We start from the raw sequence: 21,306 nt of genomic DNA on the forward strand, positions 1-21,306 counted from the left end.
TCGCCTACCTTAAGGCCACGCTCACCGCCATCGCCAACGGTCATCCGCAAAGCCGCCTCGACGACCTGCTGCCATGGAGCTTCAAGCCGTCAAGCTAAGACGACCGTGATGACCTGCGAACGCTTACGGATCTCCGTCAAGGCGTCGGAGATTGTCGGATGAGCGAATGTCCATTTGCTCCCGGAGAGCTTCAGGAACGAACCCTTCAGTTCGGCGAAACAATCCTGGATGCGCGTCAGGGTGAAGCCCGTCAGCTCGGCGACGGCTTGCGCGGCTGATGGATCATGATCGTTCGGGACAAAGCCCGCTTGATGCACATAGACGAGGATGAGAGCAGCCTGGAGGTGGTCGTCCAACGCGTTGACGGTGTCGACGAGATGCTCGCGCGGTTCCTTCATGAACTGGACGAGCGCGCTTTCGCGGGGCGCCAGGCTTTTCGTGAAGTTTGGATCCCCCATGCGTTCGGCGATGCCCGGAAGGAACCCGGGTACGGCGGCGACCGCCTCGAGATGAGGCTTCACGCTCGACCGCCAACTCTGGGTCTGGGTGCCGAAGTTCACGTGATTATAAAGGATTTGCGTCTTCTCATCGATCGTCAGTTCACCGACATCGACCACCGCGCTTTCGTCGGCAAACTGCGGAAGGTTTCGCTGTCCTAACCGCCGCCGCGCCGCTTCGTAGATGTGCTTGCGCGAGGTGAGAAGAAAGCGGTTTCCGTGCGCGACGGCCGCGCGGAGCTTTGAAAAGGCGGATGCCCAGTCTTGGACATAATCGTCGCGCAAGACGTTCGAGCCGAACGCGTCGTCTATCCAGAAGAAGCGACCAGGATCGTTGGGATTCCATCCGGCTTCGAAGTCACGGGGGCTGGTCAGAGCAAGGACGGTATTGTCAGCATTTTCCGAGGCGATCGTTGAAACGATAGCGCCTATTGCCGACTTTCCGCTCGATGGATTTCCAAGCAGCAGCACCACGCCATGTTTCGATATGGCATGCACAGCGTCGCGATGGGCTTTGGTCGGGACATAGGTGCGTAGTTTTGGAATCCAGCTATCCAGCAGCGCACGGGACTGTTCACTGAGGCGTTCATCAACGATCGCCGTGAGATCCCCCAGGCCATACACCTGTGGAACCAATGCACGGAGGCGCGCGCTGCTCCTGATGACCCGAACGATATGCTGCCGGCCAAAAATATGCGCTTTGCGCACGCCGAGCGTCCGCAGCTTGGCACGCGCGGCGACCGCCACTGGCGCATCCACGCTCATGTTGGTCATGAAGATGTATGTGTCGGCCTGACCCGCTTTGACCAATTCCTCGACGTTTTCCAGCTCAGCGGTCAGATCCGAAACTTTCAGCGCCTTGCCGGCGTCCGACGTATGTTTGCATTGGACCGTGCCGATCGGCGAGGCCGTGGGCTCGGAGGGGATGAGAAACACGGCGTCCTGTCCGCCATCATTGGCTTCCCGGAAGATCTCAACAGGCCGGCCAAGCACGACCTCGCAAACTTGCGAGCAGAGATCCTGGAATGCGCGCCATCCGATTGTGTGGAGCGCCAGATCGCTCCAGGGACCATGTGCCCGACGCCCGTTCAACTCGGTCTCAGCGCTCATGCAGAATTCACGCCTCGCAGAACACCGACAGGCATCGGGTAGATCTCTCGCTCCATGACGACGCTCGTCGCCCCCAAAGGTCCGAGCTCGATATCCACACGGCGGCCGCCTTGCGTGGCGGTGCTGATCAAGCGTCGGCTCAGAAGATCGGCAAGAGCGGGATCCTCGACGGCACAAATGATCTGGCGCCCATCGGAACGCAGGGCAGCAAGCACCTCGACGAGATGAAGCGCCCTGAAATCATCGATGTGTTGAACGGGATCGTCCAGCAGGAGCGATCGCAGCGGCGTCCATGCGCGAGCCAAGTGGACAGACAGCAGAAACGCAAGACCGGCCGCGCGGCGCTGGCCACTGCTGAAAACAAACTGGGGATTCAGGCCGTCACCCACCTTCAGGCTTAGAAACCGGCGAACATCACCGCGAATGCTGTAGTCGATCGTGCGCCAGTCGGCGTGCGGACGCAGGCGCTGATACAGTTCGTTGAGCAAGGGGCTGATCTGAGCAAGCCGCTCATCAATGATCTCTGCGCTCACACGCCTGACTGACCGCTCGATTTCCCGGGCCGCAGTGACGGCACTCTGCGACTGGCCAACCGCCCGCGCCAGTTTCTCGATGTCATCACGCAGTACCGCGATATTGCTTTCGACCGATGACATCCGGGAAACCGCCTGCGACGCCTCCAGCACGAGCAGCGCTCGCTCAAGGTCGATCAGCCGGTCTCGTTCAGACGCTACGGCCAGCTCAAGGCCCTCGGGGTCTTGGATATAGGCGCGATCGAGCTTCCAATGGTCGTAGAACTCGACATGCGCCGCTTCCTGTGCCCGCAGACTTCGCAAATCGTCCGAATGGGCCTGAACCGTGGCGGCGGTCTTTTGCAGCATGAGCCCCGGCTCGCGTGCATTCGCCGTTGTACTCGCGAGGTTATTGCGGGCAGCCTGAACGCCCGACGAGAGCGACGCCACCCTCTTGCGTGCTATCGCGAGACCGGCCGCAAATTCCTCGGAAGTACGATTAGCCGCACACAGCGGGCAGTGATCGTCATGCAGACCCAAGCTCTCGCCGTGCTCGACCAGAAGTGCGAGCGAGGCCGCGACCGCATCCATTTCTTCTTCACGTGCGAGGCGTTGCTCGGCGTCCGAGACTGCTTTTTGTGCCGCTTCATTGTCTCGCTGCGCCGCCTCATGGGCGGCGGCCGCCGCTGCGCGGGCGGCAACGGCATCCGGATTGTTATAGACGTCCTGTGCGGCTGCCATATCCCGACCGAGTTGGACGGCCTCGCTCATGCGCCCCAACCTGGCGCGCCCGTTCGCGAGAACAGCCCGCGCGGCAGATAGTTGTGCGGTCAGCTCGGGCGGCGCACTCGGCGCTGCCGCAGCGACGACTTGCAGGGCCGAGGAAACGTCGCCAGATCGGGTCAGGGCAGTCTGTAGCTCCGACTGCTGTGTGAGCCGATCGGCAAGGCGCGCGCGAGCCGTCTCATAGGCCGTTTCATCCTTGGTGTGATTGGCTTCGGCAGCGGCGACAACCTCCTTTGCCCTGCTACCGGCTTCGGAGCCTTCCATCGCACCAAGCGCAGCACGGACGAGGTCGAAACGCTCTGTTTCGGTAAGGTCCAAACTAAGTGCAGCAATCCACTCGTCGCGGATGATTGACGTGCGGGTGAGCTGCTTGAGTGCGTCATCAGGCACTGGCCCGCTACACAGCGCAGCTTCAATATCTTCAGGAGATCGATCGCACCCGGATTCCCTAGTCCGCGTGATCGTGAATGGCTTGCCGTCGTCATCGACGAAAGAGGCTATAACGTAGTGCGCTTCGGGCACACCTTCGCCGCGCCACCACAAATAATCGCTCAGGCTTTCCTTTGCGGCTTTCTCAACAGAATATTTGTCGATGGAGCCCGTTATGGCGAACTCTACAGCGTCACAGACCGTGCTCTTGCCCACGCCGTTGCGGCCCGTGATGACCGTGAAGCCGCGACCAAAGGTTATCCGGGCGACATCCCTGAACCCGCGGAAACCACATATCTCGACGAAATCCAGCCTCATGATTTCGCTCCCAAGATGCGAGCGACGTCTGCCGGCGTAGCTTCATTGAGGAAGGCTGTAACACCATCGGGAGAGATTTCTTTGAGCCTGGTGCGCAGTCTCGTTTCAAAGTTGGCGGCGCCGAGCAGTGGTTTTGATCGAATGGATAGCAGCGGCAGCAAAGCCATCTCGATGTCATCGGCCGTCCTGATCGAGGCTCGCGCTATCTTTCGGGTCAGCGAGAAGTCTTCTTCTATGCGCTCAATCTCACGGCCCCTGCGCGCATCTGAATCGTCGGTCAGGAAGAGTGAGTAGACGTTCCAGGCCTTGGCGCCGGCGCTGCGCAGGAATGTCGCGTGTCGAGCCAGCGCGAGCTTCTGCCGTTCTTCCCAGGAACCAAGGAGCGCATCTGCCGTGGCGAAGACATGCAGAAAACCCATTAGCGCGGCGTTTTCAAAGCATGTTACCGGCCCTGACGGCCCGGTCCATGTCCAGGTGTCATATTGTGCATCGCGAAGAAGGATTTCAGATTGGATGTAGATGTCCATCATATGCCCAACGCAGCTCTTGCCCCAGCGAGGTCGTACCATTCGCCACCCGCATCTGGGCGGATGAGATCGCCCGCCCGTCCGCTACGAATGACATTGTCGGGCACACCCAAATCCGTCGCGCCGACGGCGACGACGATGTCGGCTTCCATTGCTGCCGGCGGCTCGACAAACCGACCGCGCAGTGTGCCCAGCACTGTTTGCGCTCCATTGACGACGCGAATGCTCCGGCCATTGAAGTCGTAGCCGCCCGCGCTTTGCACTGCCCCAGCCTGACGTAGCAACAAGTGGAAGAAGCCAAGCGCCTCCGGATTCGCAGGACGCAGGAGCGTCGCAGGGTCCGCCGCCGAGACGCCTTCGGCATCCCGCCGCAGCCCGTACAAAACCTCGCTATCGAAAGCCGCGACTTCGAGCCAAGCAGCGTCACATTGAACGCCGGTGGCCTGCTCGAAGACGGCCCGTCCGGCATCCAGCACCTGGCGAAGATAATTGGATGAAAATGCCCGTCGCAACTCGTCGAGCGCAGCAGCGCCGGACTCCTGAACGTGTTCGAAAGTCACGTTCTGAGCGTGGGCGATTTGCCAGAGCTGTGGCGCCTTTTGCTCAAGGGAGTCTGTGGGCGACAGGTCGATCACGGTGACGGACAGCGGCTGAACATCGATCAGGGCCTCACCTATAACCGCGTTGAGGTATTCCCAATCCGACCAGAATCCGACGACGAGGACATCCTTTTGTCGGATGTTGGCAGCCATCCAAACCTTGCTACGGGCGATGCGTGCTGAAATCGTCGGATCGTCGAGCTGTGACGGAGCCCAGACCGTGGAGGGACGATCTCGGTGGGCGCAGCCATGAAACTTCAGCAACGGTGCCTGTCGAACGGTGTCGGCATTGGCTTCGTCCCCATTGAGCGAGCCACGAAAGTCGGCACCATAGTCCCAAGCACGTCTCTCAATCAGCGTGTCGTAGTTGCTCGATATGCCGGCTACGGCGGCGCGTGTTATGAGGAAATCAGCGATAGCGGCATGCCCCGTGTTAGAAGGCCGAACAAAAGACGACCCCGGAACGAGGTGCTCGATGAAGACAGATTGCAGGGTGTTGAGGCCAGCGAAGTGCTCTGCCAGCGCCTCTAGGTTTTCGCGCAGTCCGGCGTCGCAATTGGGATCTGACTCAAGTCGGTATTTGTCGAAACAACGCTCCGCTACTGCTCGTGCGGATGGAAGGCTGCTTGGGGGAGCCATGGAAAGGCCGGCACCGCAGACCACCAACAGACGACCTGCGTTCATCGATGCCAATAGCCGAGCGACTGTTTGCGGCGTCAAGCAACCCTCCCTCTTTCATCAATTTGCCCCGTATAGGTGTTAGTTGAACGCATTGACGCCTGACAAGTGCAAGGGACGGGAAGCGATTCAAGGTATCCCGTGAGATCGTTGGTCCGTTGCAGATCAATGACAAGTATCGAGGTGGCCTCCTCGGTGTAGTTGCCGCGCTATGTGCTCAATTTATCTTATGTGATCGCGACCACCGTAAGTATCCCTCCGAACAGAGTCGGCGATTTGTCGAACATCATCGGGGCCATGTGTCGGCAATCGGCCCGCAAAATCTTTGATGCGCGCCTCATTAGGCAGGAGCTTCAAAGCTCCTGGCCGCGCAGTATCGTAGGTGGGGTGAAAACGAGTGCCCGACTTCCGAGATTGCTGCGATTGCCATGCCGCAGAGCCGAGAGGCCAAATTCTGCCCGTTACGGGTGGCACGGCAGGGTAATCGCTGCACCGTGAACGAACGACCGCTTTCCTAGGCTCGCCGCGACCGCAATACCGCGCTGCCGTCAGACCGCTCTCTGCCCAAAATGTCGATGTCGTGCCAGCTCAGACATCCACCTGCGGTGTGAGAACTCTGCGGATTTGCTGCCCGTCCCGCCCGGGAGGCGATCCGAACAGACGACGATATTCTCTGCTGAACTGTGACGGGCTTTCATAGCCGATCTCGTAGCCGATCAGCGCGACATCGGCATTGTCGGAAAGCAGCAGGCGGCGCGCCTCCTGCAATCGAAGCTGCTTCTGGTACTGCACCGGCGTCATCGCCGTTACTGCTTTGAAGTGGCGGTGGAAGGTGGCAGGGCTCATGCCTGCGACATCGGCAAGCTGCCGTACATTCAACTGATCGGCGAAGCTTTCGCGGATGCAGGCGAGGGCCCGGCCGATCCGCGCCATGTGGCTGCCTGCAAGGCCGATCTGGCGCAGCGCCGGCCCCATCGGGCCATTCAGCAGAAGCCAGGTGATTTCCCGCCGGATCAACGGCGCGAGGATCGTGATGTCGCGCGGTCGCTCGCACAGAGCCAACAACCGGCAGAGAGGATCGGCAAGCTCCGGCCCAAGGGCATGTACCGCCAGTGCCGCACCAGTGGGGGCGTCGTCAATTCCATCCAGTTCCAGCAGCAGATCGGCGATCGTCGCGGGGTCCAGAGCAAGACTGAAGGCCAGATAGGGTTGGTCAGGCGTAGCGCGCGTGATCTGTGCCCGGATCGGCACCTCCATCGAGGCGATCAGGCATTTCCCTGCGTCATAGCGATAGGCGCGATCGCCAAGCATGCTGGTCTTGGCACCCTGCGCCACGACGCAGAGCGACGGGCGGTAAACGGCATGGATAGGACCGGTCGGCGCCGTGACCGAGGTCAAAAACAGCCCATCGATCGGGGTTTCCCGGCCATGCGCCTGCCATAGGCGGGCCAACAGCTCTTTGAGCGGGGCGAGATGATCGTTTTCCATGCCTCGCAATCTAGGGTCTGTGCACGTTGTTCATAGCCCAGAATCGATGCGAATGAGAGGATCGTGCAAGGATTTGCGAGGATCGGCGTGGCGAGCCAAAGTGCGGCAACCCTATCTTTGCCCTAACCCGGCGGCATTCCGCCCTGGCGCCCACCCGGCATAAAGGAACATTCCATGCGTTACCGCACTCTCGGCCCGAGTGGCCTCCTCGTCTCCGAACTTTGCCTCGGCACGATGACCTTCGGCGGTTCGGAAGGCATGTGGAGCCAGATCGGCCAGCTGCGTCAGGAAGAAGCCGACACGCTGATCAAGACGGCCGTCGACGCCGGCATCAACTTCATCGACACCGCCAATGTCTATGCGGGAGGCGAGAGCGAGCGGATCCTCGGTCACGCCATCCGCAACCTCGGCATCCCACGCGACGACGTGGTGATCGCGACCAAGGTTCTTGGGCCGATGGGCGAGGGCCCGAACGCTCGCGGTGCCTCGCGCGCCCATGTTTTGGCGCAGGCCAAGGCCAGCTTGCAACGGCTGCAAATGGATCACATCGACCTTTACCAGATTCACGGCTTTGATCCGCTGACCCCGATCACCGAAACGCTCGAATCGCTCGATACGCTCGTGCGGCAGGGATATGTGCGCTACATCGGCCTGTCGAACTGGGCGGCCTGGCAGATCGTCAAGGCGGTCGGTATCACTGACGCAAGAAAGCTCGCGCCGATCCTTTCCCTGCAGGCCTATTACACGCTGGTCGGCCGCGATCTCGAACGCGAGATCGTGCCGATGCTGCAAGCCGAAGGCATCGGCCTGATGGTCTGGAGCCCGCTGGCGGGTGGTTTCCTCTCGGGTAAGTATAGCGACGGCAGCACCGCGGAAGACAGCCGCCGGGCAAGTTTCAACTTTCCGCCGGTCGATCTGGAGCGCGGCGATGCCGCCATTGCGGTGATGCGCGAAATCGCATCGGCCAAAGGGTGCACCGTGGCGCAGGTGGCGCTCGCCTGGCTTCTGCATCAGCCGGTGGTGACCAGCGTGATCGTCGGCGCCAAGCGGATCGATCAGCTGCAGGACAACATCCGCTCGACAGAGGTGGCCTTGTCGGCCGAGGAGTTGCTGGCGCTCGACACGGTGACGAAGCTACCCGCCGAATATCCGGGCTGGATGCTGGAACGTCAGTCGCAATATCGCGCGCCGTTCGCCTCATAGAGGGGCGGACATCCCTGCGGTGCCCCACCCAAATTTATGGGCGGGGCCGATGACGCCAGTGCTAAGCACCGACCTAGGCTTTGCTGCGCGCAGGGGTGGTGATGCCTCGGGAAGCTGGTGCGCGTATTGGGGGGCTGGCGCAGGGTGGCATTGCTACGGTGGGGCAGCTGCAAGTGTAGCGGCTCGTCATCGGTCTGCCGGTTGCAGCGACGCTGCTGCACCAGCTTTATTCGCCCGCAGATGGCTGCTGGTGACCCTTGCCGTGATCGGCTGCATACTCGGCGTGCGGCGCTTCGCACGCTAGCCTTCGTCAATAATTCTCGCGATCCCGCCGTCCACGACCAACAACGAGCTTCCGGAATGCCCAGCTCCGGGTTGGCGGCCTTCTGGCCATCGGATGGGGCAATTGCCACTATCGCCGAATAGCGGCGCGGTCGCGGCTCATTGGGTTCGACCCTTACCGAACAGCGAATGTTCGATTTCGGTACCTTCGCACTGACCGCGCCTGAAATCGAACCGGGTAAATGTCGCAATATTTTTAATAATAATAACAATTAAATAACGTCGTTTCACCGAAATCAGCAGAGTCAACAGCTTCGGAGAAAATGGCGCCTAGAGAACGCTTTTGGGGTTCGTGACGGCAAAACAGGTGTAACGCCGCACACGCATAACCCTCGAAAACAACGATAAAATATCGCCGTCTCTAGCCCTGGAGAATTGTTTTGCTAAGCCAAGTGGCGGAGGAGGTGTCTTACACTGGCATTGATAATACTAGGTAAATCGTCAGAGCCACGTCCCGGCCCACGCTGGCAGGGCATTCGGGCGGGGTCAAGTGGCCCCATGCCACGGCTTTCGGTTCGATTCCTAATCAATCCGCCATGCCCGTAAACTGACCCGCCCCGTGTTGACCCTTGGCTCTTAATGCGTTGCGGGTGGCGTCCTGCGGCACCGTCAAACGGTGGAACAATTATCAGAATGCGCGGCAGTCAGTTGAGGCAACAGAACCGGATGCGGCAGAAACCTGCTCATGCCCCGGCCCTGCCACTTTCGGCACATTGACCCTGCACCGATCCACTTAGATCATTTAGAGGAATTCGTTCTCATAAGGCGCGCGCATGACATATTCCGAATCCGAAGATGGACGACCCCTCGGTATTTCGGAATGTCTCGGGATATTGGCGCGCATCTGGTCAGGTGAGGATGGAGTCGCCCCCAGCCCCTTGGCAGAGCGGCTGCTGAATGGGGAGTCGCCGCTGCTGGCCTTTCGTGACCATTGCGGCCTGACACGCGAGGAAGTGGCAACGCGGGCCGGTATCGGTCACGATCAGGTCGCGGCAATCGAAACCGGCGTTGATTACGTCCCCGCCGATGTACTGCGCAGGATGGCCGTCGCTTTGGGCCTGCTGCCAAGTGATCACGAGGCCATGCCCCGAACTTAACGCGATAGCTGCCCCGCTGCCTGCCCCTCGCCCCTTCCCTGCCACTACCTAGTGTTCCACACCTGACGTAAGGTTCCCGCCCTTCCTAAGGTGCGCCCTTGGCTGCCGAGGCGAAGGTCCGGGGTCAGCTATGCGGCCCTTCCGGCTGCCAGGTTGTCAGCGGAAACCTATGCTTCCACAAACTCCTTCGTCCCTTTGTTAGGCGTCGACCGACGCGAGCGCGAGGTCGTTGATGCGTTGCACACGTTCGATATGGCGCAGCCCTTCAATGAAGCCGGCAGACAGGAAGATGACCGTGAGATCACGCTCGGGGTCGATCATCCATGCCGTGGAGGCACCACCGACCGCCGCGATACTTTGCGGTGATGCCGTGTGCCCGGTCGCGTTCAGGATGTGCCCCCTCCCGCGGACATAACCACCGAGCAAGGTGAAGTGCGCCGGGAAATCGTCGAGGCCGCGCTCTTCGACCTCGAAGACGGTCGCATCGTTAATCAAGCCCGTTGCGTGGTCTTGCCGGGCGTAGTCGAAGAGCGCGGGCGAGAGAACGCGCTGACCGTGCGCCGTCCCGCGACCGCGGAAGACTTCTGTGAATCGAAAGACATCATTGATCGTAGAATACGCATTTCCGCTCGGCATTTCCGCTTCGCCGTCAAGGAATTCGTTAAAAAAACGCAGAAGCATCGGTGTGGTAGGTCCCACATTCGCTTCAGTAAACGACACTGGAACTCGCCGAGGATCGTCGATCGCGCACGCGAAGCTGCTGTCCGCCATGCCCAACGGTGCAAACAAATCCTCTTGGGCAATGTGATTGAAGCCGCGCTTTTTCGGATCGGTATTGACGAGGATCTGGCCCAGCAGATCGTAGCCCAAGCCGGAGGTATAGAGGCATCTGGTGCCGGGACTGTAGACCGCAGGCAATGCGCACATCGCGGCGGCTTTGACGGCGAGGTTGCCGACCTTGTCTAGGCCCAACGGAGGGGGGACGAGACCGAACGGCAGCCCCGCGGTGTGCGCCAGCAACTGTCGCAGGGTCGCCCGCTGCTTGCCCAGTGCGCCAAAGCCGGGAACGAGGTCCGCGATGCGTGTATCGAGGCCGAAACGGCCTTCATCAATTGCTTTGAGGACGAGCGTTGCGGTGTATGCCTTCGACATCGACATGAGCAGGTATCGGTCGTCACCTGATGGAGCGCGACCCGGGGCCACCTTTCCGAAGCTCGCTTGATAAGCCACATGACCGTGACGAGCGACAAGGATCGAAGCACCAAAGTGCTTCCCGCTGTCGATGTCGGCCTGAATAGAGGCACCAAGCCGGGCGAGCGCATCCTTATTCAAACCAACCGAGGATGGAGTGGGATCGGGGTTCATTAAGGTGCCTACCTTTGATTATTGCAGGCCATAACTGTTGATTTCACCCAGAACTGAGCCACCTCTGATCATAAATTTTGTCTCATGTTGAGGTCAAGGCTGGGTTTGTCTCCTTCTTTTTCTTGGCTGCGGATGCCACCCCAGAACTTGCCTTGAAGCGGAAGCACGCGGCTTCAATCTGTGTAGGGGTCGCGTTCTCTGCCCGCAGGCCGGGCAATCGCTCCTGACGAAAGGCGCGGGCCACACGCAGGTAATCGGTCTTGGTGGCTCGAAACCTGCCGCTGGTCGGGTCACGGGTTTCGTGGGTGGCCCGTTGCGGGCTTCGGTCGTCCAGCATGGGCGGGCTCCCAGATCGGCTCGCGTCGGTCAGCGCGCCAGTTGCGACCGCACGTCGGCCAAGATCGGCAATACCTGCGCTAGATCATATTCTGTGATTTCAATCCGTCCGTGGCCTTCCATCGCCGCAATGATGCCTTCCAGCGCCTGCGCGACAGAATCCTCAAGGTGCTCATGCAGGTCGGCGGCGGTGGGTGCCTTGCCTGCGGTCAGGTCGCGGGCCATGCGGGCCAAGGCCCCGGACGGGTGCCCGTAATGGGCCTGCAATGCGGCCCGAATGAACGGCTCGGGGGGCACACGGCGCAGGATCGCGACTGCACGCCCGATCAGGGCGCGGTCACTGATGGGGATGTTGATTTGCGTCATGCTGATTTCCTCGCGTGTAGGTTCAAGCGGGCCTTGGTCAGAGCCTGCGATGCGGCGTCAAAGGGAACGAAAAACTTCAGGCGCGGCAACTGGTCGAGGTCTGCGGCGTCGATCTTCCGGACCAGTTGGCAAAGCCGCGCGACACGCGCCAGCCCGATCCCGGATTCGAGGCACTGCACGGCCCGGACAATGACAGCAGGGGTCGCAGGGGGCCCGTTCCAGCGGGCCGCTAGGTCGAGGTCTTCGGCGCTTAAGGCCGCGTCCCGGAAGACGGCGGAGCGTGCGTGCGCATTGTCCGACAGCAAGACCGGCACGGCCCGCTCTAATGCAGCGCAGGGGCCAACGGCCATCAATTCCGAAGCCTGCGCCCTGACGTGCTCGGGCAGGCCATCCGGGGATAAACCAAATTCGCCGTAGGCCGATGCAACGTGAAAATGGCACTTCACCTGATCGTAGGTCTGGCGGTCGATCCCCAATGCGACCAGCGCGACCCCGCAGGCCAGCCCGTGGCGTAGTTCGTGCAGCGCGACATCACGGGTCATGACTTCGCGTCCCCCAATGCAGCCGCGATCAGCGGGCTAGCCGTGCCGCTGACCAGTGTCGCCCGTCGCAATTCGATGTGGTCGCTAACGGCCCGCAATGCGGTCAGATTTGCGCTGAGTAGCTGACCGAAAACACCTCGCATCAAGCCTGCGGAATCTTTGCCCTCGGCCAGTTCCTTCAATTCCGCAAGGCGAGCTTCGACCCAGCGGCGTTCTTCAGCCAGCGCATCGCCCGTCGCGAGCAAATTGATTTCGCTCGTGGCAGCGACCCGCGCCTTGATCAAAGTTTCGATATCCGGCAGGTTTCCCCCAGACAAATTCAGATTGGCGTTTGCACGATAATGCGCGCGGATCGTTTTCGCCCGCGCTTGCAGTTCGGCGGTCATGACGCGGCCCCTTCCCAAATCTGTGCTGCGGCGGTCGTCACTTCGGCCAATGCGCGGGCTTGCCGAGCGCGTTTTGCCCGCTTGTCGTCGCCTGCCTGCCCTCGAAGCCAATCGTCGGCAGCGTGTCGCGCCGGGGCGTCGCCCCTCGCCAATGCCGCATCTAAGGCGGCTCGCAGATCGGCTGGCACCTTGAAGCGATCCGCGATCGCGATTGGATCACTGGCCGGGCAGGCAATGGCTTTGGCCGTGCAGCGTTGATGCAAGTCGGTCAGGCTATCGGCCTTGCGACGGGCTGCTGTGGCATCTTCGCGCAGTAATTTCGCCGTCGAACGCAGGACCCGAGCGGTCTCGGCCACGTCGGCCAGTTCGAGGCCCGGATCGGTCAGCAAGGCGGCATCGGCCTGCGCACGTGCGGCCAGTGCAACATCGACGAGGGGGCCGGTCTCGGTCGCAATGCCCGTGTCTAAGACGCGGGCGGCATCTTCGAGTTCGCCTGCGATCCGCTCGACCTGCGGAACGAGTTCGGCCAACTCGCGCGCGTGCCTGTGCAGCATGTTGAGCCCGGCCACTAGCTGCCCCGAGGTCATGGCCTCGCAGCTTTTCTGGAAACCGTATGCGGCTTCGGTGGCGACCCCTGCGACCCGCGAGGTGAATTTCGCGGAAATGCTGACGGTCGCGCCTTCGAGGCGGATGGTCGGCGGGCTCAATTTTCGGGCGATCATCGGGCGGGCTCCGGGCTGGTCGCCATGCCTTGGCGGGCTTCGAACAAGCCTATGCGGCCCCGCACGGAAACGATTTCCGACAGTGCATCGCAGTTGACAGGGGAAGGCCGATCAGAGCGCAGGGTCACCGTGATGGTGACAGGTGCGGCTTTGGGGGGCGATGCGTGCCACATGGCGACGATCCTCAGACGGTTGACCTGTGGATAAGTTACCCTGCCAAGAGTGATTCTACAACGAATTTATATTATTTATCAAAAGTGTATTACTGTTAGCTAATGTAAATTGGACAATCCGTAATACACTTTGTCATGCGACGCGCGACTTTTGCCCATAAGGGCGGATCGTGTGTAGGCAGCTTTCGAGTTCAGCCGGATCGGCTTCGCGGCCCAGCAGGATCGCGGTCAAGCGGCCCAACGCCTCGCGGTCGCTGGGGCCGATGCGCCCGGACTGGCGCAAATTGTCGGCGGCAGATTGCCCGGCGGCGAATGCGACCGATGCCCACAAGGCACGGCAGGCAGACAAGTCGAGGTCGCGAGGCGGGACAAGCCAACAATTCAAGCAAGCAAGCAAGTCATGCAGCAGGGGCGCGGCCATGTGCCGGGCCTCGGTCAGGTCGTGCAGCAGTCGCCATGCCCATTCGAGGCTGCTCGGCTGAATACAGCCTGCGGGACAGGCCGCATGGGGTCGGGTCGTCAGAGGCGGGCGTGCGGCAAGCTCGCCTTCGACCAGTGCGACCAATCGCTCGATCTGCCGGGGGCTGGGCAGGGCCGCAGGTCGGTCATCTCTCATATGACACCGGCCCAACGTGATTTGCCGACATGGGCAATCGTCTCGCCATCCAGGGCAGCGGCTCCCGCCCTTCGGACGGCTCCGACGCCTCGACGATCACCGCTGAGGCCCAGATTGGCGAGGGCGGATCGGGCGGCGCGGCCTTCGCTCTGTGCCAGCCTCGTGAGTGCCAGAAAGACATCGCCATCAGCGCTGCCAGCGGCCCGGTCAGCCAGATCGCGCGCACGCTGCTCTCCCGCGAGGGCACGGACAGCGGAAATGATAAGGCTGCGATCCACAGAAGTGGCGCGGGTCCGCAATGCGATCACCTCGGCCAGAAAACTCTGATGCGTGCGGTGCCAACGCGCGTCGAGGCCGCGTAGCTCCTCAGGAACCGGATCGGGCAGGGTTTCGACGGGCTCGGGCTTGGGTGCCTTCGGGGTGACGCGGGGTGCCATCGGATTTTCTCCGGTTGGGTTTGGGTTTTTACCCGTCAAATTAAATGAAAATTGGCGAAATCCGGGGCGGTTTTGCGGTCCGGTTTTTCGTGCTGAAAGTCCCCCGGCACGGCGGGGGCACCCCCACCCCTTTCGTGCGGAATGTGCCCCCCTGAGGGTTGACACCGCCACAAGACGGCGCATGACGCGAATCGGTAAGGCGATTGCGTTCCGATTGATCGAGGTGTTGGGGGCTAGGGCGCTGGCACTGGCGGCGCAGGTCGGGGCAGATGATCGCGCGAATATCCCGCAAGATCAAGGTTTATGTCGGGCGGGCTGGAATAGCCAAAGGGGTATGTTCCAAGCATTCTCGGCTATCTGCCGCATCGACCCGAGACTTGAAGTCCGAGACGCTTCGCGGCACAAGTGTCATCGGCACGGAATCACTCGTCCGTCGCTGCCGATCCGCCCGAACGTCCTTTGCTCGATCCCGGAGAATGTGATCTTGCGGCTTGCCTATCAATACTTCGAACGGGCGGCTTGTGATATTGTGTTGATGCCGGGCAAAAAGTGCGCTGGACAGAAGCCTTGTGCATCGTGCTGGCATTCTGCCCGCCACAGATATGGTAGTGTGGCAACGACTGTGGCGAGCAAACTGAAGAAAGGAATCGAAGATGCCCATCTTCAGCTTCACTCTTCTTCCACCAGATCAATTTACAATTGTGGACAAAGACGGGTTCGACCGGGAATGGGCGCTCGATTCCGTCTCGGGCGAGTTCCTTCCGGGCAGCACGCTGACCGTTGCTGGTGATGCCACGACAACCCCCCTCTCGGTTACGGATGATGATGATCAGTTTGAGGATGACGACACCGGAGACGGCTACAACGACAACGGTGCTCCGCAGCTTCTGACGAGCGCTTTGACCGTCAATGGGACAACCTGGCCCGTGGGATCGTTGGTCGAAGCCGAGTACACGATCACTGCCCTGGACCCCGCCACAGGCGACACTTATGAGCTGTTTGCCATCAGACTTCGTCTTTCGACGGAGTCGCGGATCGAGGGCCAGATCGTGGGCTTCTCCTTTGGCGGTGACATCCCCCTGGATGTTCCCCTCACAATTGTTTCCAACACTGACAGTCAATTATTTCCGCCCGTGGCGATCGAAGTTCCCTATGAGGAGCTTGTCGTCTGCTTTGCCTCTGGAACGTTTATTGAAACCGCCAACGGCCCGGTCCCGGTAAACAATCTTGTCGTTGGTGACCGCGTCCTGACGGCCGACAACGAATTCCAAGAAATTCGCTGGATCGGCTTCCGCCAACTGGACCGCGCGACGCTTGAACGGAATCCCAATCTGTGTCCCGTGCGAATCAGAGCGGGTGCCCTGGCCCCGGGTCTGCCGGAAACCGATTTGATCGTGTCGCCCCAGCACAGGGTTCTGGTCACGTCCGAAATCAGCCGCCGCATGTTCGGTACCAAGGACGTGTTGGTCGCCGCCAAACACCTGCTTGCGGTGAACGGCATCGATATCTTGACGGATATAGATAGCGTCACCTATTGGCATTTCCTGCTGAACGCACATCAGATCGTAATGGCGAATGGGGTCGCCACAGAGAGCCTGTACACCGGACCACAGGCATTGAAATCGATCGATCCGGCAGCGGTGAGCGAGATTTTCGCGATTTTTCCAGAACTCGCTGATCCATCTTATGTTGCGGTCCCGGCGCGTCAGATAATTGGCGGAAGAGGTGCACGTCGGCTGGCAGACCGCAGCGTTGCAAATCGCAAGCCACTCGCGGCGAGACAGTCATTTTGATCTGAATGGCCGCTTCAAAGAAACGTCGCTGCGCCGTTAACTGCACTGAACGACGGCGTTGTCCGTAGAGCGGACATTGGAGTCATGCCGCTCGACCACAGGGGCAGGAATGCGCCTCGCTCAGATCACGCGCGGTGCCGATCCGAAGATCACCCGGGACTGTGGCATGCCGTCAGGATGCGAAGAGGCGAAGCGCGCGAAGGCTGACCTTGGCGCGCGTCACCGTTCTTCATGACGCTCCCGGGTTGCCCGGAACGATCCGGGTCAGTTCACGGCGACCAGAAGCTGATGGTTGGTTTCGTGCCGATGGGCCAGGCGGCGGCCTTGGCGGCCGGATGTCAACAGCCGGGCGGGCTCAGGCGCAGCCTCAAGATCTCGTAGCTGCGGGAACAGCGTAAAGATCTCCTCCACCGCCGCCTTGCCCACCGATTTCAGCGCTTCCGGACCGGGATAAAGCGACTCTGTTTCGGCGCCGTTCGACAACACCACCTCGTGGCGGTCGAACAGCATGTGGAAATACTCGACCTCAGCGACATCCGTCGCGATGTCTATCCCGTCGAGCAGCACCAGTTGCTTGGCGGCAACCAGGACTTCCTGCGCCCCAAACATCTTTTGCGCGATGCGCGAGCGGACCAGAATGCGGTGTTGCGGAGATACCAGCAGGTCGGCAACGGGAAGCCCATGACCCAAAGCGCCCTTAGCGATACGGATCGGGCGCATGTTCGGGTTGGCCGCCAATGCTTTTCTGTCCAGCTTGGCCGAACCAATCCAGCGGATCGCCTGCGCGCCATGGTCCCGTGTGATGGCCAGATCGCCTGCCCTCAGGTCTTCGATCGCCAGCGGGCCACGCGATGTCTCGATGCTCGTCCCGCGGGCAAAGCACGGCGCCCGGGGATCGGTCAACGATTGGTTGTCCGAATCTGCGATACTGACAAAGGCGCCGGTGAGTTCCACATGACGCCGGGCGAGGCGACCGACATTGTGGCCCCGCTTTCGCAGGCGGTCATCCTGCGATGTTCTGCCAAGCCGCATATGCCTTGGCGAGTGTATCCTTGCTCGGATTGCTGTTCGGGTGCAGCGCCTTCACGATGGCCTTGCGGTCGGACTCGGTGATCTTGGAAGTGGTTGTGGAATGGCGCAGCTGTTCCAACTCCAGCAAATATTGCCCGGCGCGTAACTCCCATTTCCGGGCCTCGTCCTGCGCGGCGATCATCTGATCGACATATTCCTTTACCGCAGCGATCATGTTCGAGGGGATTTCGTCCTTGCGCTTGCGGTGCGCCATCACCCGGCAGGACGGGGAACAGTATTCCGCGCGGGTGTTCTTGGTCAGGATCGGCTTGCCGCAATGGGCACAGGGGCGGTCGGGCATGTTCGGCCTCACGAGCGTTAATTAACGCTAGAATGCTGGACGCCGTGGCGGCGCACAATGGTTAAGTGTTAATTAACGCTTCTTGCTTGGCAGGTTATGCGGTGGCAGCGTGGCGGGCCACGAGGGCGGCAGGGATGAGGCGCAACCGGACGGAACGGCGGAAGGGGCGAGGGATGCCGCCGACATCCATCAAGCCAAGTTGCGCGAGGCAACAGGCGGCGAGGTCTTGGGCGGTGATGTCCAGCCGGTGCCGCAGGGTCTCGGAAAAGGTGACGCGGTGAAAGATGAGTTGGCCGGGTTCGACCGAATGAACCAAGCCCGCGATGCCGCAATCGGCCTCGCCCCATTGCAGGACGTGGGCGCAAGGCAGGTGCCCGACGTGGCGGATGGGCTGGCCGGTCGTGCGTTCCACGGCGGCGGCGAAAGGATCGATGATCTGCGGCACGGCGGTGTGGATCATGGGGCTATCCTCCCTGTCCGGGAATCTTCGCAGGCGGGGAGTCTGCGCGTCAAGCGCGGGGGCCGAAAACCGCAAGCTGGGCCTGAAAACAGTCTAACCAACGTGGTTTTTGCAAGTGCGGACAGTGCGGCTTGCGCGCGCGCGCGATGAGCGTGTGCGGCCAGCGGGGGCTTTAATAGAAAAAAGAGTGTTATTTACACAGATACGCGCGCAATCGGCACTGTCCGCACTTTCTGGCACTCGTTCTGCAACTATCCCTACCCAAAAGGGAATTCACCCTCCCCACGATGGTTGAAGTGCGGACAGTGCGGAAACGGGCATCCGCACTGTCCGCGCTTATCCTCACTTTTGACGGGCAAAGGCGACTTGCATCCCTTCCTTGGCGCGCTCGATCCTCTCAGCCTCGATCCGGGCGCGATCTTCGTAAAGCTCATGGACAGCAGGATTCACCGTCCATTCCCTTGAATCCCGTCGCGGCCCGTCAACAGGAACCAGCCAGCCGAACTGCACCAGCGTTGCCATCACGTCCTCAGCTTCCTTTGGGGTCTTAAGGTTCTTCAAGGCCCGAACATTGCTGCGGGCTTCCCGCAAGGTGATCCGGGGCAGCTTCTTGGTCAGAATATAGGATGCGACCGCCTGCGGTCCTTCAAAGCCCTGCCCGAGGTCGAGTGTGCTGCCATAGAACGCGATGGCCTGCGGCAGGATGAAGCGCGCCATGAAATCGCCCACACGGCGGGCGGTATCCTCGGTGACCTGTGCCGCGAGGGGCGTCTTCATCGGATGCTCGACCCGCAGATGTTCGAGGCAATGCCAGATGATGCAGAGCCGCGCGAACATGCCGTCATACTTGCCAATATGCTCTGCCAGCTTGTTTGAAAGCTGATCCAGCGCCTTTAGCTTGTGGTGCCGCAACGCCAGTTCTTGCCGGATAGCCTGCGCGTCTGCGTCAAAGCTCAGGAATGCCAGATCGGGCGGCATCCTCAGCAGGTATAGGCCGCCGACAGCATTGTCATAGGCTTCCGTCTCGGGACCGCTGGGGATGTCCTGATCCACGCCCGACGACCCCATGACGACGGGAATCATGCGCTGGACGAGGCCATTGTCTTCCGTGTTCATGGCGACATGGCGGATGACCTCGGGCTGCACGGCACCCAGCATCGACATGGACAGCTTCGGCACCACGATATGCCCGCGACCGACCCGGTTCGCGCTGAACTTCTTGCCGTCGTAAGCCTTCGTCCAATATCCCCGGTCTGCACCCTTGCCGCCCTTGAACTGGTTCATGGAGCCGAAGAAGCGCGACATCTCGTCCTCGACCATGAACAGGCCCTTGGGCGCATTCATGAATAGTTCCTGACTGGCCTCGGGGGTGGCATCCTTGAGGATCAGCCATTGCAGCGGTGGTTTCGGCGTCGTCGCCCTTTCGTCCTTCGGCAGGGCGTTCCATTGCGCCAAGTTCGTCGCATTGTTCCCCATCAGCCGGTCGTGTTCTTCCTCGGCACGCCATGTCGCCGCATCCAAGACGGGCGACTTCCTCGCACTCGGATCACCGACCAGCATCACCCAGAGCCGCGCGCTTTCCTGCCACTTGGCGTCATGAACCTTGGGCCGCAGGATAATCTTGTCGTCCAGCACGGCACCGCAGCAGGCCAGTGCCGCCATGGCGAAGGCTCCCGGCTCGATACCCTTCAACCTGCCCTGTGACAGGGCGAAATCCTCGATCACCTTGGGCAGCAGTCCAAGGGGCAGGTCCGGGGCCTCGAAGCTGCCCCACAGGTCCAGCGGCGGCGCGATTTCGTTGTCCATTGCCTCGCGCATCACCGCTTCCTCGATGCCGCCTGACATTTCGCCCGGTTCAAATCCGTGCCGCCTGCAAAACTCGGCATATTGCGGATCGTCCCGGTCCAGCCGGGCAGTCTCGCGCTGCTGCAAGGTGCGGTCCTCGGCCCCGGATTCGATCACCCTGGACTCGGCCTCGTCCGGCTCCGCTTTTTTCGCCTGCATCCGTTCCTTGACCTCACGGCGCTGGCCCTCGGTGACCTCTGGCGGTTTCTTTGGTCCCAGCCCGATGGCCTCGGCATAGCCCCGCACCGCAGCCTTGAAATCGCCGCCATGCTCGTAATGGACGAACAGGTCGAAGGCATCGCCGTGGCAGGCCCCGCCCTGCTTGGTCGCGGGTCCGACTCCGGCCTTGCGGTCGGATTCCGACTGGCTGATCCAGTATTGCGAGGTCATGCCTTCGTAGACGCGCGTGGCGTAACTGCCGCTCGTCTGGTGCGGGGACCGCCAATGTTCCGAGGTCGGGCTTTTCCGCTGGTATCCGAACCGGGCCAGCAGGTCTTCGACCTCGTGCGCTTCGTTGTAGGCCCCGATCACGTCCTTGCCCGCGCCGCGCTTGCTGGCCTGCTTCATCCGCGCGACGGCCCGCTTGGACAAGCTCAGCTTCACCTCGTCCTCGATCAGCCGCAACTGCTCGCGGCGGATGCTGATCGGGTGGTCCTCGGTCAGGTTCAAACCGACGATGGTTCCTGCCGGGTCGATCCGATATTCGTAATGTTCGCCCCGGTTCGGCAGGAACATCACCTGCCCGGTGCTGTGCAGCTTCTCATCGGGGATCAGCAGCCCGCTAGAGACCGTTTCCAGCAGGTCGTTGTAGGCTTCCACCGTCAGCCGCCAACTGGCCCCCGCGACCGGCTCAGCCAGCGGCACCAGCACGCGGGATTTCGGCACCTCGGGGCTGCTGCCGTGGGTGCTGTAACCGACCAGTGTAGGGCCTTCCCCGATCACTGTCCGAACAAGCTTCATGGCCACGTCCAGCGGCGGGTTGCCTGCGTCCAGATCAAGGGGCAGCAGCCAGAGCTTGCCACGCTCAGCCTGCACCGCGTGGGCGCGGGCGTCGGCTTCCCGGTAATCCGAGGGGATCACCCACAGGGCACTTTCCTTGGGCACCTCTTGCGGGTTCTCTGCCAGTTCCACGATCTCGTGGAAGGTGACGCCCGAATAGACCGCGCCCTCGCGGTCCTTGAGCGTGTCGGAAATCCCGAGGCCGCAGCACAGCGGAACGTCACCAAAGTTGACCGCCACGGGGGCGGGATGTAATGCTTTGTTCATCACGAACAGTCCAACTTGGGGATGGCGCTTCTCGTCGGGCG

Annotated in this window: 21 protein-coding genes; 4 read left to right on the forward strand and 17 right to left on the reverse strand. The window is 61.3% G+C overall.

What is annotated here, in order from left to right; all coding sequences use genetic code 11:
- On the forward strand, nt 1-98 hold a 98-nt coding region (locus IB235_RS13455), incomplete at its 5' end, for a transposase domain-containing protein (protein ID WP_192337168.1).
- Here IB235_RS13455 and IB235_RS13460 read toward each other — a convergent pair.
- The 5 genes from IB235_RS13460 to IB235_RS13480 all read right to left on the reverse strand — a co-directional run bounded on the left by IB235_RS13460 (nt 90) and on the right by IB235_RS13480 (nt 6,944).
- On the reverse strand, nt 90-1,607 hold the full coding sequence (locus IB235_RS13460; protein WP_225612307.1) for a restriction endonuclease: 1,518 nt from the start codon (nt 1,605-1,607) through the stop codon (nt 90-92). The genes IB235_RS13455 and IB235_RS13460 overlap by 9 nt on opposite strands.
- Nucleotides 1,604-3,652 carry an AAA family ATPase gene (locus IB235_RS13465; protein ID WP_192337169.1) on the reverse strand — a complete coding sequence of 683 codons (2,049 nt, stop codon included), beginning with the start codon at nt 3,650-3,652 and terminating at the stop codon, nt 1,604-1,606. Before IB235_RS13465 ends, IB235_RS13460 begins: the two co-directional genes overlap by 4 nt.
- Nucleotides 3,649-4,179, reverse strand: a complete 531-nt coding sequence (locus tag IB235_RS13470) for a hypothetical protein (protein ID WP_192337170.1) — start codon at nt 4,177-4,179, stop codon at nt 3,649-3,651. The genes IB235_RS13465 and IB235_RS13470 overlap by 4 nt, the downstream gene beginning before the upstream one ends.
- On the reverse strand, nt 4,179-5,498 hold the full coding sequence (locus tag IB235_RS13475; RefSeq protein ID WP_225612308.1) for a hypothetical protein: 1,320 nt from the start codon (nt 5,496-5,498) through the stop codon (nt 4,179-4,181). Before IB235_RS13475 ends, IB235_RS13470 begins: the two co-directional genes overlap by 1 nt.
- Nucleotides 5,499-6,044: 546 nt before the next feature.
- Complete coding sequence (locus tag IB235_RS13480; RefSeq protein ID WP_192337171.1) at nt 6,045-6,944, reverse strand: AraC family transcriptional regulator; 900 nt, start codon at nt 6,942-6,944, stop codon at nt 6,045-6,047.
- Between the two features lie 174 nt (nt 6,945-7,118).
- On the opposite strand from IB235_RS13480, the gene IB235_RS13485 reads away from it, so the two are divergent.
- Both IB235_RS13485 and IB235_RS13490 read left to right on the forward strand, forming a co-directional pair.
- A complete protein-coding gene (locus IB235_RS13485) occupies nt 7,119-8,147 on the forward strand; it encodes an aldo/keto reductase (RefSeq protein WP_192337172.1) in 1,029 nt (342 codons plus the stop codon).
- 1,115 nt (nt 8,148-9,262) lie between these two features.
- On the forward strand, nt 9,263-9,586 hold the full coding sequence (locus tag IB235_RS13490) for a helix-turn-helix transcriptional regulator (protein WP_192337173.1): 324 nt from the start codon (nt 9,263-9,265) through the stop codon (nt 9,584-9,586).
- Nucleotides 9,587-9,784: 198 nt separating this feature from the next.
- Here IB235_RS13490 and IB235_RS13495 read toward each other — a convergent pair whose 3' ends face one another.
- The 8 genes from IB235_RS13495 to IB235_RS13530 form a co-directional block, all read right to left on the reverse strand.
- Nucleotides 9,785-10,951 carry a serine hydrolase gene (locus IB235_RS13495; RefSeq protein WP_192337174.1) on the reverse strand — a complete coding sequence of 389 codons (1,167 nt, stop codon included), beginning with the start codon at nt 10,949-10,951 and terminating at the stop codon, nt 9,785-9,787.
- 82 nt (nt 10,952-11,033) lie between these two features.
- The gene (locus tag IB235_RS13500) at nt 11,034-11,288 is read right to left on the reverse strand and encodes a hypothetical protein (protein WP_192337175.1); all 255 of its coding nucleotides are present in this window, start codon (nt 11,286-11,288) and stop codon (nt 11,034-11,036) included.
- Nucleotides 11,289-11,317: 29 nt separating this feature from the next.
- Nucleotides 11,318-11,653 carry a hypothetical protein gene (locus IB235_RS13505; RefSeq protein WP_192337176.1) on the reverse strand — a complete coding sequence of 112 codons (336 nt, stop codon included), beginning with the start codon at nt 11,651-11,653 and terminating at the stop codon, nt 11,318-11,320.
- Nucleotides 11,650-12,195, reverse strand: coding sequence for a hypothetical protein (locus IB235_RS13510; protein WP_192337177.1), 546 nt, complete (start codon nt 12,193-12,195; stop codon nt 11,650-11,652). Before IB235_RS13510 ends, IB235_RS13505 begins: the two co-directional genes overlap by 4 nt.
- Nucleotides 12,192-12,581, reverse strand: coding sequence for a hypothetical protein (locus IB235_RS13515; RefSeq protein WP_192337178.1), 390 nt, complete (start codon nt 12,579-12,581; stop codon nt 12,192-12,194). The genes IB235_RS13510 and IB235_RS13515 overlap by 4 nt, the downstream gene beginning before the upstream one ends.
- Nucleotides 12,578-13,303 (reverse strand): hypothetical protein, encoded by a 726-nt coding sequence (locus tag IB235_RS13520; protein WP_192337179.1) that lies wholly within the window; start codon nt 13,301-13,303, stop codon nt 12,578-12,580. The genes IB235_RS13515 and IB235_RS13520 overlap by 4 nt, the downstream gene beginning before the upstream one ends.
- A 306-nt stretch (nt 13,304-13,609) precedes the next feature.
- The gene (locus tag IB235_RS13525) at nt 13,610-14,092 is read right to left on the reverse strand and encodes a hypothetical protein (RefSeq protein WP_192337180.1); all 483 of its coding nucleotides are present in this window, start codon (nt 14,090-14,092) and stop codon (nt 13,610-13,612) included.
- Nucleotides 14,089-14,529 carry a hypothetical protein gene (locus IB235_RS13530; RefSeq protein ID WP_192337181.1) on the reverse strand — a complete coding sequence of 147 codons (441 nt, stop codon included), beginning with the start codon at nt 14,527-14,529 and terminating at the stop codon, nt 14,089-14,091. The genes IB235_RS13525 and IB235_RS13530 overlap by 4 nt, the downstream gene beginning before the upstream one ends.
- A 653-nt stretch (nt 14,530-15,182) precedes the next feature.
- On the opposite strand from IB235_RS13530, the gene IB235_RS13535 reads away from it, so the two are divergent.
- Nucleotides 15,183-16,322, forward strand: a complete 1,140-nt coding sequence (locus tag IB235_RS13535; protein WP_192337182.1) for a Hint domain-containing protein — start codon at nt 15,183-15,185, stop codon at nt 16,320-16,322.
- Between the two features lie 264 nt (nt 16,323-16,586).
- Here the strand turns inward: IB235_RS13535 and IB235_RS13540 are convergent, their stop codons facing one another.
- The 4 genes from IB235_RS13540 to IB235_RS13555 all read right to left on the reverse strand — a co-directional run bounded on the left by IB235_RS13540 (nt 16,587) and on the right by IB235_RS13555 (nt 21,265).
- Entirely contained in the window at nt 16,587-17,225 is a 639-nt protein-coding gene (locus IB235_RS13540) for a Hint domain-containing protein (RefSeq protein ID WP_225612310.1), read from the reverse strand.
- A 100-nt stretch (nt 17,226-17,325) separates the two neighbouring features.
- The gene (locus IB235_RS13545; RefSeq protein WP_192337184.1) at nt 17,326-17,694 is read right to left on the reverse strand and encodes a hypothetical protein; all 369 of its coding nucleotides are present in this window, start codon (nt 17,692-17,694) and stop codon (nt 17,326-17,328) included.
- 94 nt (nt 17,695-17,788) lie between these two features.
- Nucleotides 17,789-18,154 (reverse strand): hypothetical protein, encoded by a 366-nt coding sequence (locus IB235_RS13550; RefSeq protein ID WP_192337185.1) that lies wholly within the window; start codon nt 18,152-18,154, stop codon nt 17,789-17,791.
- Nucleotides 18,155-18,496: 342 nt separating this feature from the next.
- Nucleotides 18,497-21,265 carry a DUF3987 domain-containing protein gene (locus IB235_RS13555; RefSeq protein WP_192337186.1) on the reverse strand — a complete coding sequence of 923 codons (2,769 nt, stop codon included), beginning with the start codon at nt 21,263-21,265 and terminating at the stop codon, nt 18,497-18,499.
- Nucleotides 21,266-21,306: the final 41 nt, after the last annotated feature.

It is taken from the genome of Paracoccus sp. PAR01, from assembly GCF_014851995.1.
In the GTDB taxonomy this organism is placed as follows: domain Bacteria; phylum Pseudomonadota; class Alphaproteobacteria; order Rhodobacterales; family Rhodobacteraceae; genus Paracoccus; species Paracoccus litorisediminis.

Bases quoted from the DNA above. Each gene is read 5' to 3' on its own strand.
- IB235_RS13460 (WP_225612307.1), bottom strand. From the start codon at position 1,607: ATGAGCGCTGAGACCGAGTTGAACGGGCGTCGGGCACATGGTCCCTGG.
- IB235_RS13465 (WP_192337169.1), bottom strand. From the start codon at position 3,652: ATGAGGCTGGATTTCGTCGAGATATGTGGTTTCCGCGGGTTCAGGGAT.
- IB235_RS13470 (WP_192337170.1), bottom strand. From the start codon at position 4,179: ATGGACATCTACATCCAATCTGAAATCCTTCTTCGCGATGCACAATAT.
- IB235_RS13480 (WP_192337171.1), bottom strand. From the start codon at position 6,944: ATGGAAAACGATCATCTCGCCCCGCTCAAAGAGCTGTTGGCCCGCCTA.
- IB235_RS13485 (WP_192337172.1), top strand. From the start codon at position 7,119: ATGCGTTACCGCACTCTCGGCCCGAGTGGCCTCCTCGTCTCCGAACTT.
- IB235_RS13490 (WP_192337173.1), top strand. From the start codon at position 9,263: ATGACATATTCCGAATCCGAAGATGGACGACCCCTCGGTATTTCGGAA.
- IB235_RS13495 (WP_192337174.1), bottom strand. From the start codon at position 10,951: ATGAACCCCGATCCCACTCCATCCTCGGTTGGTTTGAATAAGGATGCG.
- IB235_RS13500 (WP_192337175.1), bottom strand. From the start codon at position 11,288: ATGCTGGACGACCGAAGCCCGCAACGGGCCACCCACGAAACCCGTGAC.
- IB235_RS13505 (WP_192337176.1), bottom strand. From the start codon at position 11,653: ATGACGCAAATCAACATCCCCATCAGTGACCGCGCCCTGATCGGGCGT.
- IB235_RS13510 (WP_192337177.1), bottom strand. From the start codon at position 12,195: ATGACCCGTGATGTCGCGCTGCACGAACTACGCCACGGGCTGGCCTGC.
- IB235_RS13515 (WP_192337178.1), bottom strand. From the start codon at position 12,581: ATGACCGCCGAACTGCAAGCGCGGGCGAAAACGATCCGCGCGCATTAT.
- IB235_RS13520 (WP_192337179.1), bottom strand. From the start codon at position 13,303: ATGATCGCCCGAAAATTGAGCCCGCCGACCATCCGCCTCGAAGGCGCG.
- IB235_RS13525 (WP_192337180.1), bottom strand. From the start codon at position 14,092: ATGAGAGATGACCGACCTGCGGCCCTGCCCAGCCCCCGGCAGATCGAG.
- IB235_RS13530 (WP_192337181.1), bottom strand. From the start codon at position 14,529: ATGGCACCCCGCGTCACCCCGAAGGCACCCAAGCCCGAGCCCGTCGAA.
- IB235_RS13535 (WP_192337182.1), top strand. From the start codon at position 15,183: ATGCCCATCTTCAGCTTCACTCTTCTTCCACCAGATCAATTTACAATT.
- IB235_RS13545 (WP_192337184.1), bottom strand. From the start codon at position 17,694: ATGCCCGACCGCCCCTGTGCCCATTGCGGCAAGCCGATCCTGACCAAG.
- IB235_RS13550 (WP_192337185.1), bottom strand. From the start codon at position 18,154: ATGATCCACACCGCCGTGCCGCAGATCATCGATCCTTTCGCCGCCGCC.
- IB235_RS13555 (WP_192337186.1), bottom strand. From the start codon at position 21,265: ATGAACAAAGCATTACATCCCGCCCCCGTGGCGGTCAACTTTGGTGAC.